The following is a 16,904-nucleotide window of genomic DNA, read 5'->3' as shown; positions in this document are numbered from 1 at the left end:
TTCCGAAAGAGGAACCTGGAATGGGCCCTATGACACTTCAGTTAATCGTGAATAATGAAGTTTCAAGTTCATTAGTAACAACAACAAGGTCGGCACTTATTTCATAGACACCACTTAGAGAGACAGTGATCTCATTTGTTTCCGGATTCGGGATTGTATTTAAGCTGAATCCTGGGAAATCAAAATCTATATGACAAAATTCCCAGACGGATTGTACAATGATCCATAAGCCAAAGCACCCCCTGGCCTTGAGGTCCTGTTTTCCGCAGTGAGATTCTTTGCAACAAATATTATCGTGATCGGCCAAGTTAATCACTCCCTTTCTACACTATATATGCCGATATAAAAAAAAGGATTGGATTTTTAAGTTTGTTTTTTTAAAAATAAGGATCTATTTAAAGTTATATTGAATGGGTTATATTGAATGGGTTATATTGAATGCGTACAATTAAGAATGATAGCTGAATATCGTTTGGGCAAGTTATTTTAAAGAAGAAGCTGGAATATCGATTTATCAACGTTATGTATATACTGAACATAAAAAAACCTATAAATGTGCTTGTTGAAATACCATGAAAATTAACTTCTGGGGAAAAAAGCAATACTGAAAAAGACGCAGTTCATTTGTAAAAGGGGAGAGCGTCTTATATATGGAATCGGATTGGTTAACTGAATTAAGAAGCCTCTGGTTCTGCCAATGTAACCGTGTAGCTTAAACTTTCAAGTCTTCCAAGCGAATTCCGAACAATGGATTGTTGCAACTGAGAAATATGATTTTCGTAAAAGAAAGTATTGTCGAATCCCGTTTCGCGTGGAAAATCATGGATTTCTAAATCTGAATCACCCTGAGGTATATTTGAAAAAGTTTAGATTCATGAATAGGATATTTGTAAAGATTTGTGAATTATTTCGGGAATAAGGAAATGAATCAAATAATAAACGGTTCAACAAGGATATTTATCAATTAGATAATAATTTTAAAAAGAAAGTCTTGACAGGAATTTAGAATTAATCATAAAAGGAAAATAGAGAAGCTAAAACATTCGTAAAAATGATTTTCCGTATGGATGTCTATATGTCAGATGTAGTCGTTGTTAAAAATGTTTAATAGATGAGGGGTGGTAGACATTAAAGGAAAGAATCATTTTTATTAAACATTTTTCTAGTTTACATAATATATATTATAGGAAGTTGTATTTTTAATGTTTATTTTGTCTCATATCTTAAGAATACTTAACTTAGTGAGACGTGATACGGATTTTTAATATTTAATTTCATTGCCATTATTTATCTATAATTTTTTTATTAATTAGTCATTGTTAACTTATACTTTAAAACTTAAATAAAAATTGTTCCAATTATAATGATTGATCTTCAATTAAAAATTCGGTCTAAATTCGGTCTAAATTCGCAATAAGATTTCTTGGATTTAAGCTAATTTCACATCAGTTACGGTCATTTAAATCTTCTTGATTTATATATTGAATTTTAATTTATCTGCTAATTGTTAACATATTTCGTTTTCAATCATTTTTATACTATAGATCGGATTATTCAATTAGTATTTATCATCCTTAGTCATTTCACTCTAAGTATCTCCAGTTGCTTGGTTGTGGTAATCAAATCTATTTTATTATTTCCCTTCATGTATAAAACGGACAATTCAGCATTTTTAGGTACAGGAAATTCATTTAAATCTTCTGTTTCCTAAAGACCTATTCAAAGAATAGTTATCTAATAACCTGTAGTAATCTAAATATCTCGGTTTTATTTACATTTTTTATCATTTTTATTATTCTTATATATAAATTAAATGGCCAAATGAGAAAAATCACGGGTTAACACTTATGAAAAATTATATAAATATAATTTACCTCAATGACAATTCAAAAGGTTTTTTATCATGCAAGTTCCGCTTTCTACCTGAAATTGATGATAGCTCCTCCATTTAGCCACATAATTACAATATAAGCTTTCATAATTAACCTCATAGCAGCCTTTAGCATGAATAACCTTTAAAAATTGTTTTAAACTTAATGATGCTCAAACCGCCATGGAGTTTTGATGTAAAATAACAAGCATTGACCGCTTTCATATGTGGAAACAAGCAGTGAATCAATAGGAAGCTGCCAAGCGTTATAAGGCAAACCTTCAAATTAAATTTGTATAGAGCCACACCTACTTTCAGCAATCAGTTCTTGTTTATCATGAGTGAAATAAAATCGTAAAAGTCGATTTTTACATTTTATATAAAAAGATTTAAAAGTTTCAGGAATCAAAAATGCCAGATAAAATAGAATGGTTTTAAAATCTCAAGCTTTGTTTGAATTAAGCAGAATAATAATGTTATGTAAACACTCACGAAAGGTTAATTACCTTTTTGGTTTTTTTGCGTTTGAAAGTTTTTATTAAGAAGTTGCTGAAAGTTAATTAGCAAGTAATTGATGGGCTTATGTAGCTTTTTTCTATTGAATTGGCTTTTCGCGTTAGAGTTATAAATCATTCTTCTGATATAAATAACGGTCATGCATTTTTGATAAAGTCTATTCTTGACCACCTATGGAACTTTATTTCTAATAGATAAAAAAAGGAACACGAAATCACTATTGATTGCATGTTCCAGTTAGGTTATTTATGTTCGAATGGATTCGATACGGCTTTGGATGAATTCGAACGAGTTTTTTGCTTCTTGGACGATTTGTTTGATCAGTTCATTGACGGTCAATATTTCTTTTATGAGTCCTACGGATTGACCGCATGACCAGATGCCTCCGTCTAAATTTCCTTCAAAGTATACTTTCTTGCTTCTTTGTCCCGTAATTAGCGGAATCAATTCCTCTATAGTGGCACCTTCATTTTCAAGTTTGTCCACTTCTTTACTGACGGCATTTAGTGCTACACGCGAAGGACTGCCTATATTCCGTTGGATGACGACCGTATCCGTTTCATTGGCCGATACCATCCACTGCTTCACGTTTTCATGAATCGGTGCTTCTTGCGTTGCCATAAAGCGAGTCCCCATGACGATACCTTCAGCACCGAGTGATAAGGCGCTGATAAGGCCCCTCCCATCCGAAAATCCCCCTCCAGCTATTACTGGTATATTTACAGAGTCAACGGCTCTAGGGAGCATGACAAGCGTTCCTACATCCCCCATGCCTGGATGTCCGCCTGTTTCATTCCCGACAATAATAATCGCATCGACTCCTAATTTCTCTGCAGACACAGCGTTTTTGACGTTCGCTACCTTATGTAACACGGTAAAGCCGTGCTCTTTAAGTCTGGGCATTAAACTTTCTGGGCTTCGGCCACTCGTTTCAACAATTTTCACATCTTCCTCAATTAAAATATCGATGAACTCATCATTCGGGGTTGCCGTTTGACTTGGAAACAGGTTCAGGTTTACAGCAAATGGTTTCTTGGTCAAAGTTTTCACTTTCCGTATTTCATCACGGAGACCCTCTGGTGTCACCTGTGTTTTCGAAGTGATGATACCAAGTCCCCCGGCTTCTGAAACAGCGGCTGCAAGCGGGGCCCGGCCAACTTGAAACATCCCGCCGCAAATGATCGGATATTCAATCCCCAATAATTCAGTCATTCTCGTTTTCATTTGCCATACCCCTTTCATTTTTCAAGGATTTCTATAAGTCTGCTTTTCTTACATAATGTACACACGCATGTCTATATACCATACTTATGGAGCCGCTTGTAAAATGTACTTCTTGGAATATCCATCAGCTTTGCTGCAGCAGTGACATTTCCTCTTGATTTTTGTAATGCCTCTATCATTAGATCCCGTTGAATTTTTTCACGGATCGTCAGTTCATTTCCCTTGATGCCATTTTTACCCGGTTCTTCCCATGCAGGGAAATCATCATGCCGTGTAACGGTCGGGGAATGCAGGGTATTCAACACTTTAACATAATCAAGAGGTCCTTCTGCTAGTAAGATGGTCAATCGCTGAAGTACATTCTGCAGTTCTCTAATATTGCCTGGCCAATTGTACTCTTTTAAACGGTTCAATAATTCTTCAGTTAATGGAATATTCCAATTATTCTTCGAACACAAGTAGTTGACTAGATAAGGAATATCTTCAATCCTTTCCCTTAAGGGAGGTACATGAATGGGGTAAACGTTCAGCCGATAGTATAAATCCTTACGAAAGGACCCTTCATTGACAAGCTCTTCAAGATTACGGTGTGTTGCAGTGATAATGCGAATATCCAATGATATGCTTTTTGTGCCGCCGATCGGAACGATTTTTCTTTCCTGAAGAACACGCAGTAAGGCAACCTGCATCGCTGAAGGGATTTCACCGATTTCATCGAGAAAAATGGTCCCTCCATTTGCCTGCTCGAACTTCCCTTTGTGACCTTGCCGTTTAGCGCCTGTAAAAGCGCCCTCAACATACCCGAATAGTTCACTTTCCATTAAATCCTTAGGTATAGCTCCGCAATTTATCGTGACGAACGGTCCTTTTTTGCGGATGCCATTATCATGAATAGCCTTGGCAATAAGCTCTTTCCCCACACCTGTTTCACCGGATATATACACATTTGCTTCTGTCGGTGCAACAAGCTTCACTTTACGTAATGTGTTATGAAAGGATTCACTAATCCCTCTTTCCCCTTCGAAGACAAATCTTTCTAAAGGCATTGAAGCAGGGAAAAGCCTATTGGCTTCACGACCATGATTCTCTGATAAGAATAAACACCTACCGGAAACCCTATTATCCTCTTTGGATAGAAGCGGATTTTCCTTTACGATTCGATATCCATGATTTAACAGATCGACCAACGCCATACCGATGGATTGAGGAATTTTTTTGCGAACCTGTTTACTGGCGGAGATTATCATTTGTTTATGATTACATACGATAAAAGGCAAATCTGGATAGGTTTCTGCAAGTTCTATCGAGTGCTGGGTCAGTGCCAGCTCCTTTTTATAGGAACGCATTCCCATTTCCTGTTCGATTGTATACGCCAAATTGGCTACCATCCCCAGCATGGAGGGATGAAAGTATTCTACTGGACATGATATATCCAAAACTCCCAATATCTTACCGTCTTCATTTAATATGGGCATGGCAGAGCAACTCCATTTGTGCGAGGCAATCGAATAGTGCTCGGTACCTTGGATCATTACGGCTTCACCCGTTTTCAAAGCTGTTCCAATTGCGTTCGTTCCGACCTCACCCTCCGTCCAGCATACACCCTCCACAAAATTTATTTTTCCTGCCTCATCGAGGATTTTCTCGTTTCCGGAAAGTGAAAGGACATATCCATCCGGATCGACCAATAAAGCCATCATTCCAGATTCTTTTATCGATTGATTCATCCTGGATAATTGGGGTGATGCCACTTCTAATAGGAAGGAGTTTTTTTCTCTTTGAATGTCCAATAATTCATCCGTCAAAATGTGTTTGCCTTTATTAAGGTATGGGTTGACTTGATCTTTTTTGCAGCGATACCAGGACTCCATTATTCGCTTGTTCAGACGATTTGAATCGAGAACCCCTTCACTGACAAAGCGTTCCCATGTACGTAGATAACAACTGGTGGATAGCATATAATCCTCCTCTAATCATTTGGTTTGAACCTTCATTTGACCAGTCAATCTAGAGGAAAAATACCATGGAGTAATAAAATAGGATGTTATTCGAGGTCTTTTTAATTATAGTAGATTATGTATTCGCTTACAATATATAGATTAAGTTTACAAAAAAAGCATCATGTGATTATTCACATGATGCTTCTCTATTTACCAATAAAGTTTATGAAAAAATAACTCCTCCATCAATCATGATGGATTGACCTGTCATATAATCCGAATCCGGTGAAGCAAGGTAAGATACGAATTTCGCCACATCTTCTGGGGTTTCGGAGCGTCCTAAGGTTATGGAATCTGTGAACTTTTTAAATGTTTCCCCTTTAGCAAGATTCATATAAGGACCCATTTTTTCATCGATTAAATCCCACATTTGCGTCCCGACAATTCCTGGACAGTATGCATTCACCGTAATGCCGAACTGGGCCAATTCCTGTGCTGCCGCTTGTGTAATTCCCCTAACGGCAAATTTTGTGGCCGAGTATGTACCTAGTAAACTAAATCCTTTATAACTGGCTATGCTGGCAGCACTTATGATTTTCCCGCCTTCTTGCTTTTTCATTTGTTCTGCCGCTGCTTGCAGGCAAAAGAGGACACCATTTACATTTATATTGAAAATCTGTTCAAGATCTTCTTGAGTTACTTCCAATAGAGGCTTTATTTGTGCAATTCCTGCATTTGAAACCATAACATCCAGTTGTCCAAAACGTTCCACAACTTGATTCACCATTTCGAATACTTCCTGTCTATTGCTTACATCCGCTTTAACGGCAAAGCTTTCACGTCCAAGTTCCCTTATCTCATTCACGACCGATTCAGCCGTATCCAGTTTGACATCGTTAATGACCACATTCAATCCATCTTGAGCCAATCTTAATGCAATGGCACGTCCGATACCACGACCTGCACCAGTGACGACTGCCGTCCGTTGACCGCTAACCATACAAAATCCCCCTTCAGTAAAAAAACTTATTTATTTTAGGAATGCACAGCTTGACCTACTACATTTAAAAGAGCTTCATGTATGGATTCCGACAAGGTTGGATGCGCCGCCACTAAATCTTCCAACATATCTGCCGTTATTTCTGCAAGCAGCATGATCGTTCCTTGTCCAATCAATTCTGTTGCATGCTGACCGACAATGGAAAAACCTAGAATTTCATTATATTGTGGGTTCACTAGGACTTTGACCTTTCCTACCGGTTTATTGGAAAGGGCAGCTTTCCCATTTGCCGAAAAAGCGAATTCACCAACTTTAATTTCACCATATTTTTGACGCGCTTCTTTTTCGGTCAAGCCTACACTGGCAATCTCCGGGGAGGTATAAATGCAGCGAGGGATTGCCCGGTAATTCACTTGTGCAAATTGACCGCAGGCATTCAGGGCCGCCACCCGTCCTTCATGAAAAGCTACATGGGCAAGTTGGATGCCTCCTATCACATCACCGCAGGCATAAATCGTTGGATTGCTTGTTTGCATTCGATCATCCACCGAGATGCCAAGTCGGGAAAAATCAATATCGTTTTCCTCTAAGCCTACTCCGTTCACTCTTGGTCTTCTCCCTATAGATACGAGTACGTAATCAGCATGCATTTCTTCCAATTTGCCATCGCCATTCTCTAAATATACCGTTTTACTGGTTGCATTGATGTTTTTGACAGCTGTGGAGGTATGGACCGTAACGCCTTGGTTTTTCAATTCTTCATGCAGAATGCTCGTGATATCCTCATCTTCCCCTGGAAGCAGCTTTTCCCCCATTTCGATAACGGTAACCTCGGTGCCCATCCTGCTATAAATGCTGGCAAATTCACATCCGATGACGCCGCCTCCGACAATTAGCAGGGAATCGGGAATGGCAGGAAGTGACATGGCATGACCACTGTGGATGATCCATTCACCATCAAACGGCGCAAAAGGTAGTGGAATCGGTTCAGACCCCGTTGAAATGATGATCTTACTTGCATCAATCACTTCATTTTCATTTCCGTTCTCGATCCGCAGTCGATTGCTTGAAAGGATAGAAGCCCTGCCCTGTATAACATTTATTTTATTCTTACCAATTAAATATCGAATGCCGTTCACAAGTTTAGAAATGACCTCTCTTTTTCGTTCCTGTACGGTATCCCAATCGACTTCAATCGAATTGAGGGAAAGGCGAATTCCCATTTGCCCGGCATTTTTCACCAAGTCATACGTATCGGCACTTTTCAATAATGACTTCGTTGGCATGCAGCCTTCGTTTAAACAGGTTCCGCCCAATGGCCCATCGACTACCAATATGACCTCCTTATCCTGCTGGGCAGCAGTGATTGCCGCTACATACCCTGCAGGACCTCCGCCTATAATAACTATACGATTCAAGTCTTTCCCTCCTTTTCTATAAAATCACGGTGATCGGCTCTTCTAAATACCGTTTTAGTGTTTGTAAAAAGGCAGCAGCGGGTGCCCCGTCCAGTACACGGTGATCAAAAGTTAAACTGAGTGGCAAGATCGTTCTCCTCTCCAATTCTTCGCCAATATAAAGCGGGGTATCGTAAGCAGTGCCAATTCCAAGTATCCCCGTTTCCGGTGTATTGAGAATCGGCGTAAAATGCTCAACGCCATATGCCCCGAGGTTACTGATTGTAAAAGTGGAACCTTGCATGTCTTCAATTGGCAATTGACCGTCACGTGCACACCGGGCCAACTCCTTCCCCTTTTTCGATAACTGTCTTAGGGTACAATTTTCGGCATTTCTTATGACGGGAACAACTAGTCCATTCTCCAAGGCCACCGCTAATCCAAGATGGATAGACTCATACAAAATGATGTTATCTTCAATATAGGCACTATTCATTTTAGGGTGCTCTTTAAGTGAAAGCACGACAGCCTTGGCAACAAAGTCCGTTATAGTCAATTTAGTTGATTCATATTTTTGCAGCGTTTCTGTAGCCTGTTTTTGCAAAATGACTAGATCAGTGACATCAACTTTCAGCGTTAGCGATAATTGGGCACTGCTTTGCAAGCTCTCTTTCATACGTTTGGCAATGATGTTTCTCATTCCCTTAACAGGAATCTGCTGCTGACTCTCTATAGCAGGTTTTGGCGGAACTATTCTTTCTTCTGTATTTACCGGGATGGAATCCCTTTTCTCCATTACTTTCTGGACATCTTCTTTAGTGATTCTTCCTCCTGGCCCGGTGCCTTGAATTCTCTCAATGTCAAGATTCGCTGCCTGTGCCATTTTTCGTGCAACCGGAGTGATCATCAATCGATCTCCCATTGGCAAAGTGGGGGACTCTATTGTTTTCGGCTTTTCTTGTTCATCAATTTTCAACTGGGTCTCTACAGCAACAGGTTCATCGATCTTTATTTTTTCATTCGGATCTCCGATATGACAAATAACGGTTCCTGGAGGTACTCCTTGTCCTTCTTGAACAGCTATATTCAGGATCGTACCTTCCGCTGGAGATTCAATATCCATTTCTATTTTCTCTGAATTGATGCTGGCTATTGCTTCACCTTTTTGGACTGGATCCCCAACAGCCTTACTCCATAACGAAACAGTGCCTTCTTTCATTGCCATGCCCAATTTCGGCATTACCACTTCGACAGCCATATCTAATTTCTCCCTTCATAATGGTTTGTTTTATCCATCATTGGTTTTGTTGCTCCAACCTTTGCAGTTCTATGCGAAAAAGCTGGAGCATGCATCTGGATTTATTTACACTCCTAGAATGGAAGGTTCCCCTAATAATTCTGAAACGGCTTGTATCACTTTTTCTGATGTAGGAAGGTAAATATCTTCAAGCGGTGGAGAAAAAGGGACAGGTGTATGTGGTGCCGTAATCCTCTTGATTGGCGCATCGAGCGTATCAAACCCCTTATCCGCCACCAGTGCGGCAATATCCGTTGCGACACTGCATCTTGGGTTCGCTTCATCGATCACGATCAAACGATTTGTTTTTGCCACAGAGGAGAGAATCGATTCTTCATCCAGTGGTGACAAGCTCCGCGGGTCGACAATCTCAACTTCAATTCCTTTAGCTGTGAGTTTTTCAGCAGCCTCCATCGCGGTGTGAACTTGTTTACCGATGGCAACGATCGTCAAATCTGAGCCTTTCCTTTTCATTTCAGCTTTGCCGATTGGGATTGTATAGTAGCCTTCCGGAACCTCTCCAACCATGTTGTATAGTGTTTTATCTTCAAAAAAGATGACAGGGTCATTATCTTCAATGGCTGAAAGTAAAAGCCCTTTTGCGTCATAGGGGGATGAGGGAACAACGACCTTCAATCCTGGAATGCTGGTGAACAAGGCATAAAGGCTTTGTGAATGCTGAGCTGCAGCCCTGAACCCTGCACCATGCATCGTACGGATCGTCACGGGAACCTGTGCTTTACCGCCAAGCATATAGCGGAATTTCGCACCTTGATTCAATACTTCATCCAAACAGCTGCCAATGAAATCGTTGAACATTAACTCGGCTATCGGCCGCAAGCCTGTCGAAGCGGCTGCCATTGCCGCTCCCATATATCCTGCTTCAGCAATGGGTGTGTCAAGAATTCTATCCCGGCCAAATTCTTGAACCAATCCTTTCGTGACACCTAAGACGCCACCCCATGCTTCGTCATCCTGCAAATGATCGACCTCTGCACCGCCGGCTACATCTTCTCCCATAAGGATGACATTCTCGTCTTTTCTCATTGCAATGGCCATTGCTTCATTTATTGCCTGCGACATACTGATTTTTCTACTCATCTCAATTCCTCCTTTTATGGTTTAATAAGATACATAAACATCGTTTAATAAATCGGACGCTTCTGGATATGGGCTCTCTTCACTGAACTTAACTGCTTGTTTAATAGATTCCTCAACGGCATTCTCAAGAGAAATCAGTTCTTTTTCCGCCAGCAGATTCTGATTCAGTAAGTAATTCCTAAATAAGGCAATCGCATCTTTCTCTTGTTTATGTTCCTTTTTTTCTTGTTCCTTTTTATATTTCTGTGCATCTCCCTCGAAGTGGCCATAATTACGATAAGTAACGCATTCGATCAATGATGGGCCTTCTCCCCTGCGAGCCCTCTGAACGGCTTCTTCAGCAGCCTTATACACGGCCAATACATCTTTCCCATCCACCCGGACACCCGGGATATTGTAGCTTATCGCCCGATCGGCTATCGTTTTACAGCTAGAAGCATAGTTGAAAGGCGTGGCTTCTCCATACCCATTATTTTCAGCGATGAATATTACGGGCAGCTTCCAGATTGCCGCCAGATTTATCCCTTCATGGAATGTCCCATGATTATTGGCACCATCACCAAAAAAACATACACTAACATGATCGGTCTTTTTATACTTGGCAGTTAATGCTGCACCGCATGCGAGCGGAAAGCCTCCGCCGACTATCCCGTTTGCACCTAACATCCCCTTGTCCAAATCGGCAATATGCATTGAACCGCCTTTTCCTTTGCAAAGCCCGGTCACTTTCCCATAGATTTCAGCCATCATCCCGTTTAGGTCGCATTCTTTTGCAATACAGTGGCCATGGCCCCTGTGAGTGCTTGTAATGCTGTCCTTTTCGGATAGGTGGGCACATACACCAACAGCAACCGCTTCTTCCCCTGCATATAAATGGACAAACCCAGGTAAAATCCCTTTTGCAAAAGATTCATGAACTTGGTCTTCGAATTTTCTGATCTCCAGCATTTTCTTGTACATCCAATAAGCCTTGTCCTGTGATAACTTCATTTCATTCGATTGAACCGTTTCCATTTTTCAGCCCCCAATCAGTAATAGCGAGTCAATCTTATATAGTGCAATTGCCGTGCCAAAAAGGGAGGCGGTAAAATTAGGACTTTACCTATTTTCAGCAGAAACAAAACGAGACAAAATGAGATTGCTGTCTCGTTTTGTCTCGTTTTAAAAAAATATACAATCACTCATTTAAGAATCTCTCTTCTTTGTAGCAAAGTATTTCCTCCAAAGAAATACAATTAACTTTTATATAAGTAAATCAAGAGTTAAACAAGCAGCCAAGCGCTTTTCCAAGAAAGCCTTGGCCTTTTCGGACGTTTCTAAGCCTAGGTAATAACAGTAGATAAGAAGCCTAATTACCCTGAAGGAAGGCATGATCAAGTTAATAAAATGGAACAAGATCTTCGTTTTATTAAGAAGCGCGTCCGTTCTGTGTTGGAGTTCAAGTCATTAATAACAGTAATCTCTATATTGAGTAGTGCACCAGAACCATTTCACATTATATATGGATTCAAGTGCAAGTTGTCCTTGAAATCACGTTTATTCTCCGCTGCTTATTGCCATTGGATCTTTGACGACGGAAAGACCTTTTTTCAAATTAAGCCCGACTGCAGCAATGATGGTCAAAACAGCGCAAATGATTAAATAAACGAAAGCTGATGTAAAGGATCCGTTAAATGTTTCAATTAAATACCCCATTACCATCGGTGCTAGGAATGCGCCGATCATCCCACCAAGGTTAATAACCCCGATTGCCAATCCGATATTATTCTTTGAAAATACTTTATGCGGCAAGGCAAAAATAGTGGCAAAAACGAACCCGTGAAAAATGGTACACAAGGACTGAAACGTAATGACAAGAGTAACGGATGGTGCGTTGAATAGTAAATACAGAAACAAAATGACCAAAATAGAACTTACAATAGCCAGATACTTTTCCTTTCCACTTAAATAGGACTGAACGAGTTTACCGCCTATTATAGTGCCGATCGCGCCAGTAAGTGCTGGAATGGAGGTAAGCATACCCATTGACAGGAGGTCAAGACCTCTTTCTCCTACTAGATAAGGAGGCATCCATGAAGTAAGTCCCCATATAAGTGTACTCATCCCAAACCACATTATAGATAACTGCCATACAATTGGAATCTTCACTAAATCTTTAAAAGATGTTTTTTCTAAAGTCTCTTTTTCGGAACTGTCCGCCTGCATATTTTCTGGCTTCAAGTAATACCATAGCAACGCTGCCACTAAAACACCTACTATACCAATGACAATAAATAGATTTTGCCAACCAATCCACACAAGTAATGGTGTGGCAATTAGCGGTGCGATTACGCCTCCAAGTGAATTGGATGACATCATTGTCGTCTGGGCACTAGGTCGCTCTTCCTTAGGATAAACATCCGCAATCGCCTTGGAACTTGCTGCCGGATACCCACCTTCTCCTAGACCGAACATAAAACGAATGATAATCATGGACATTAGGGACCAAGCCATCCCTGTAAAAACGGTAAACAAAGACCAAAACAAAATAGCAACAACGATGACTTTTCTAGAACCAAACTTGTCGGCAAGCCATCCACCAGGTACCTGCATTAAAGCGTACCCGGCAAAAAAACTACTTAGCACAACCCCCATCACCGACGGGCTAAGATTGAAGTCCTTTGCGATTTCAACAATCCCAACATTCATGGCCATCCTATCAAGATAAGATAAACACCAACCTAAAAACAGCAGTGCGAGAATCATATGCCTTTTGTTATTTTTTACTGGACTGCTTTGCATAAGCCTTTTCCCCCTTCTCAATTAACATTGCAATCTCAGTTAATAATTTGACTAGTCTCCAATTTTCTGATCTTGGCTACTAAAATAATTAAACACGAGCGAAATGAACATTTTCCCAGTCAGAAGAATGGACATCTCATCCACATCAAATTTCGGATGATGATGAGGGTAGACAGCTTGAATGTCAGAATTCATTCCTCCTACATTAAAAAATGCACCCGGCTTTTCTTTTAAATAGTAGGAAAAATCCTCCATTGCCATCAGTAAAGGACCCTCCGACACATTTTCTTTCCCTACAACCATCTCAGCTATACGTTGAACTCGATTTGCCTCCTCCGGATTGTTCCATACAGAAGGATAGCCGTATTCATACGTCATCTCGCATTCGGCTTCGGCACCACTACAGACCGCCTCTGCGATTTTTCTAATATGCTTTTTGGCAAGATCCCTCGCTTCCGCGGAAAACGTTCGAACTGTCCCGGATAAAATCACTTGATCAGGAATGATATTGAAGCTGCTGCTTCCTTCAAACGAACAGACAGTTATGACAACAGGATCAATTGTATTGATACGGCTGGACGTGATTTGTTGGATATTCATCACAATCTGGCTTCCTATAAATACCGGATCTACCGCAAGATGAGGCATTGATCCGTGCCCCCCTTTTCCCTTAATCAGGATTTTAAATTTATCCCCGGCTGCCATCATGAATTTTTCTTTAAAGTGAACCTGTCCTACCGGAAGCGCCGATGAAACATGAGCACCATAGATGACATCAACTTCATTCAGGCATCCATCCGCAATCATCGCTTTTGCGCCTCCTGGAATCACCTCTTCAGCAAACTGGTGAATAAACAGCACATTCCCTTGAAGATGCTCCTTTACTTTACTTAGCGCATAAGCAGTTCCGAGTAGAGAGGCCGTATGAACATCGTGGCCGCATGCATGCATGACGCCTGGAATTTTTGATTTATAGGGAACAGCCTTTTCATCTTGGATCGGAAGTGCATCAAAATCAGCACGAAGCGCAACTGTTTTTCCAGGCTTTGCTCCCCTTAACAATGCCGTAACGCCTCGTCCACCTACTCCCGTTCTTACTTCCAAACCACACTCTCTTAAAAAGTTCGCAATGATCCTCGGAGTTCTTTCTTCTTTAAATGACAATTCCGGGTACATATGCAAATCCCGTCTGATTTTAACAAGATCTTCAAACTTACTTTCTAGTTCTATGTATGCAACGCTTTCCACCACTTTCTTCACCCTTTCTATTTTGAAATCTCTCAATCATCAGAAAAGAGTTTAATCTCTTTTCATTATTTACTAAATATTATAAAATATCAGATAACTAGACAATGTGGCATTAAACAATTTTTGAACAATATTCGTGTTGTTTTCAACATTGGAGGTGGGAAAACTTGAGGAGTAAAGATGTCTCTCTTCACCAGTTGAAGTTAGAAAATCAAAAGGCACAATATGACATGATGAATTTAATGGATAGCTTCCAAGCCATTAGCTCGACTCTCGCAATAGGTGAAGTGCTGAAGAAAATCATGCATTATGCCCTGAATATTGTAAAATCTGCTAAGGCGGGATACATCCAACTGTATGAAGAGCATTCTAATAAACTGATCATTAAGGAATATATTGGATTTGAGGATTATATAATCAACTTTAAGGTAAAGGTAGGTGAGTCCATTACAGGAAAAGTTTTCAGAGATGGCAACGTAAGCCTGATTCATACAACAAAAGCCATTTATGACAGCATGGCTGACTTAAGTATAGAAAATATGAACACGATCGAAAGGTCACAATTAAAAAATCAAAATATTCAGTCTATATTATCTGTGCCCGTATCATTTGGAACGAAACGAATTGGAGTGATGACCCTTCATTGCTTTGATATAGAAGATGGTCTCAGCCAAACGGATCTCCTTCTTTTACAAAGTTTTGCTGCTCAGGCTTCTATTGCCATACATAATGCCCTGCTTCACACAGAAGTGCAGAAAAACCTTGATGAATTCACTCATTTATCCAAACAGCTCCAAAAAGCAAATACACTGTTAGCAAAGAGGACGGATATCCACAACCTTCTCACTCGGTTGTCGATACAGAACAGAGGGTTGGATGTCATTATCAAAGAAATGAACAAACTGATGGAAAAAAAACTGGTCTATGCAGATTACCTGGAAGGAAAGCTCTATCCAGTACACGGAGCGAATTGGGTCGGAAATCTTGATGATCTATTTCTTCTCTATATGAATAAAACAGAGCCGGCTTACGGATCACTTTATAATAACACCCATACTGATTGTTATTTTTATCCGATTAGATCTGGATCTATTTTTTTAGGTTGTTTGATTGCAGAAGGGAACTCACCTTTATCAGAGCTCGATTGCCTAATAATTAAACAGGGAGCGCCATTTCTCTCACTTGAAATTATGAAACTTAGGTCACAGACTGAAATCATGTATAAGAAGATCTATGAAGCCTATCAACAGTTTTTAAAAATAAAAAATCCTCATCAAGCTGAAGTGGCTGCAAAGGATTTAGGCATTCATCATCACTATTATATAACCGCTTTAATCGAATTAGAGGGCAATGCCGATTTGCAGCCTCTGGAAAATGATGCACTGGTTCTACTCACCCACCTTAAGGAGAAAATTCCAGTTGAAAATTGTCTTCTTTTTAGTTATAACAATAAAATCACCTTGTTTTCTTCTGCCCAAAATGCTGACCGCGAAGCCTATTTTACAGAAATGATCCAAAGCAGCATAAAATGGTGGAACGATCGATTTAAAGTCATAGCCCGAGCCGGGATTAGTACCGGACATTACAATCCTGGCCAAGCAGAAGAAAATCATACGAAGGCTGAGAAAGCACTGCTTCACTTAAAAAAACAAAAGGAAAAGGGCATTGTCCATTACAGGGATATTGGAATCAGCCGCCTTTTTTTACACCATCCACCTGAAGAAATTAACTTATTCCTCAGTGAGACGTTTTCCTTGTTATGGATAGATCAGGAGAAACACTGTGAACTTCTGCACACTCTTTTCACGTATGTACAAAATAATCGTTCCATGACTGCAACAGCCAAAGACCTGCATATCCATGCAAATACTCTTTATCACCGTATAAAAAAAATTGAGGATATTCTTAAAATGGACTTTAGCCATTTTGAGAATTACTTAAAAGTACAGCTTGCAGTTTACCTTTATAAAACCTGTTCTGGTCCAAATATATGAAAAAGTACACGGATAATAGTAGATTCCCACTTAGAGAAATCAATCGAATAGAATGTACGATATAAATACCCCCTTTGTCCTTTTACTTTTAAGTGTGTTTCATCTATCTGCTTGAGATGATGTCGAATTCTTTTCTAAATCAGGGCATATTGATGTACCAACTCATAATTGTGTATGAGCCATTTATAGGCCACGTCCCTCCATCATTTCTCAAGATTACGAAAACTAAGGTTGAAAAAGAAGCCTTATAAAAAGTAGCACTTACCATTAAAGAACTAGAGAGCTTACACCAATATATTAGAGAGATAGAAAACTTAACAGGAATCCTACCTCCGTCGTATAAGAGTCTACTGGGCATTATCATATACCAGCTGTTCAGTATTTCGAGGAAAGAGGGTATTTACTAATTATCATTAACCCACTTGTCTTATATCGAGAAAGGAGCTCATCTCTCTTCGAAAAGTAAAGTCAGATGTGATTGATACTTGCCATTTCTGCGAGTAGAATAAAGAAGATTTGGAGCCAAAAAAACGAGG

11 protein-coding genes are annotated in these 16,904 nt (G+C 39.9%); 1 reads left to right on the top strand and 10 read right to left on the bottom strand.

Annotated features, from left to right (window positions below):
• Positions 1-37 precede the first annotated feature (37 nt).
• From ACJ9PY_RS12595 to ACJ9PY_RS12550, 10 genes are all read right to left on the bottom strand, one after another.
• The gene (locus ACJ9PY_RS12595; protein ID WP_411740164.1) at positions 38-307 is read right to left on the bottom strand and encodes a hypothetical protein; all 270 of its coding nucleotides are present in this window, start codon (positions 305-307) and stop codon (positions 38-40) included.
• 2,325 nt (positions 308-2,632) lie between these two features.
• A complete protein-coding gene (locus ACJ9PY_RS12590) occupies positions 2,633-3,610 on the bottom strand; it encodes an NAD(P)H-dependent flavin oxidoreductase (RefSeq protein WP_057277652.1) in 978 nt (325 codons plus the stop codon).
• A gap of 71 nt (positions 3,611-3,681) precedes the next feature.
• Positions 3,682-5,568, bottom strand: a complete 1,887-nt coding sequence (locus ACJ9PY_RS12585; RefSeq protein WP_411740163.1) for a sigma-54-dependent Fis family transcriptional regulator — start codon at positions 5,566-5,568, stop codon at positions 3,682-3,684.
• Positions 5,569-5,773: 205 nt separating this feature from the next.
• Positions 5,774-6,550, bottom strand: coding sequence for an acetoin reductase (locus ACJ9PY_RS12580; protein WP_411740162.1), 777 nt, complete (start codon positions 6,548-6,550; stop codon positions 5,774-5,776).
• Between the two features lie 35 nt (positions 6,551-6,585).
• The gene (gene lpdA / locus ACJ9PY_RS12575; RefSeq protein ID WP_411740161.1) at positions 6,586-7,968 is read right to left on the bottom strand and encodes a dihydrolipoyl dehydrogenase; all 1,383 of its coding nucleotides are present in this window, start codon (positions 7,966-7,968) and stop codon (positions 6,586-6,588) included.
• Positions 7,969-7,984: 16 nt separating this feature from the next.
• Positions 7,985-9,205 (bottom strand): dihydrolipoamide acetyltransferase family protein, encoded by a 1,221-nt coding sequence (locus ACJ9PY_RS12570; RefSeq protein WP_411740160.1) that lies wholly within the window; start codon positions 9,203-9,205, stop codon positions 7,985-7,987.
• Between the two features lie 105 nt (positions 9,206-9,310).
• Positions 9,311-10,345, bottom strand: a complete 1,035-nt coding sequence (locus ACJ9PY_RS12565; protein WP_411740159.1) for an alpha-ketoacid dehydrogenase subunit beta — start codon at positions 10,343-10,345, stop codon at positions 9,311-9,313.
• A 21-nt stretch (positions 10,346-10,366) separates the two neighbouring features.
• Entirely contained in the window at positions 10,367-11,359 is a 993-nt protein-coding gene (locus tag ACJ9PY_RS12560; RefSeq protein WP_063576237.1) for a thiamine pyrophosphate-dependent dehydrogenase E1 component subunit alpha, read from the bottom strand.
• 522 nt (positions 11,360-11,881) lie between these two features.
• Entirely contained in the window at positions 11,882-13,126 is a 1,245-nt protein-coding gene (locus ACJ9PY_RS12555) for an MFS transporter (RefSeq protein WP_411740158.1), read from the bottom strand.
• A 51-nt stretch (positions 13,127-13,177) separates the two neighbouring features.
• Positions 13,178-14,374, bottom strand: coding sequence for a M20 metallopeptidase family protein (locus tag ACJ9PY_RS12550; RefSeq protein WP_411740273.1), 1,197 nt, complete (start codon positions 14,372-14,374; stop codon positions 13,178-13,180).
• Between the two features lie 167 nt (positions 14,375-14,541).
• Between ACJ9PY_RS12550 and ACJ9PY_RS12545 the strand changes: the two genes are divergently transcribed.
• Complete coding sequence (locus ACJ9PY_RS12545) at positions 14,542-16,368, top strand: helix-turn-helix domain-containing protein (RefSeq protein ID WP_411740157.1); 1,827 nt, start codon at positions 14,542-14,544, stop codon at positions 16,366-16,368.
• Positions 16,369-16,904: the final 536 nt, after the last annotated feature.

Origin of the sequence: Peribacillus sp. S4, from assembly GCF_046715815.1 — a bacterium.
Taxonomy (GTDB): Bacteria; Bacillota; Bacilli; order Bacillales; family DSM-1321; genus Peribacillus; species Peribacillus frigoritolerans.
This window is presented reverse-complemented; position numbering and strand designations above follow the sequence as displayed.